Annotated in this window: 1 protein-coding gene; it reads right to left on the bottom strand. The window is 69.1% G+C overall.

All coding sequences use genetic code 11. The features are described 5' to 3' along the window. Positions 1-72 precede the first annotated feature (72 nt). The coding region (locus tag K9U41_RS22925; RefSeq protein ID WP_282643144.1) for a GMC family oxidoreductase at positions 73-1,054 on the bottom strand (982 nt) is incomplete at its 5' end.

Below are 1,054 nucleotides of genomic sequence, written 5' to 3'. Positions count from 1 at the left end.
CGGCAGCTCAGGGACCTTTCGCAGAGATCTCGCAAGCGGGAGAGGGGCGGCAGGGCGGGGCGCGCCTTGTGCCTACCGCGCGTCGGCCTTGATCATGTCGGCGGCCTTTTCGGCGATCATCATCACCGCCGCCGCCGTGTTGGCGGAGACGATGGTGGGCATCACCGAGGCATCCACCACGCGCAGGCCCTCAAGGCCGATGACCTTGAGGCGCGGGTCCACTACCGCCTCAGCTCCCGTGCCCATGGCGCAGGTGCCCACCGGGTGGTAGATGGTCTGGCCGGTACGGCGGGCGAATTCCAGGAAATCGGCGTCGCTGCGCACATCCGGGCCGGGGTTCATCTCGAACGCCCGGTAGGGATCCATGGCCGGCTGCTCGATGATGCGCCGGGCGAGCTTCATGCCCTCCACCAGGCAGTCGCGATCCTCCTGCACCGCAAGGAAATTCGGCCGGATGGCCGGGGCCTTGAACGGGTCCGGCGAGGTCACGTGGATGGAGCCGATGGATTGCGGGCGCAACTGGGTGACGCCGATGGTCATGCCCGGCTGGCGGTCCAGCGCGCGGTCGGCGGCATTGGCGTAGCTGGCGTGCATGAAGAAATACTGCACGTCCGGCCCCTCCAGCCCCGGCCGCGTCTTCACGAAACCATGGGCCAGGCCGGTGCCCAGCGTGAGAATACCTTTGCGCGTCAGAAAATACTGCGCCACAGCCCTGGCGAGGGCGAGGCCGCGGGTCTGCTCGTTGAGGGTCACCGGCTGCTTCACCCGCCAGTTCATGCGGGTGGCGAAATGGTCGCGATAATTGTTGCCGACCCCGGCAAGGGCATGCACCACCGGAATACCCGCCGCCTTCAGCGTGTCCGGATGGCCGATGCCCGACAGCTCCAGCAGCTGGGGCGACTGCACCGCCCCGGCCGCCAGCAGCACCTCGCCCCGCGCGGTGGCAGCCACCTCGCGGCCGCCCTGCCGATAGGTCACCCCGGTCACCCGCCGGCCATCGAGGGTGAGGCAGAGGGCCTGGGCGTGGGTCGCCACCTTGAGGTTGGGGCGGGAC

Source organism: Xanthobacter autotrophicus (assembly GCF_029991245.1).
GTDB classification, from domain to species: domain Bacteria; phylum Pseudomonadota; class Alphaproteobacteria; order Rhizobiales; family Xanthobacteraceae; genus Xanthobacter; species Xanthobacter autotrophicus_C.
This window is presented reverse-complemented; position numbering and strand designations above follow the sequence as displayed.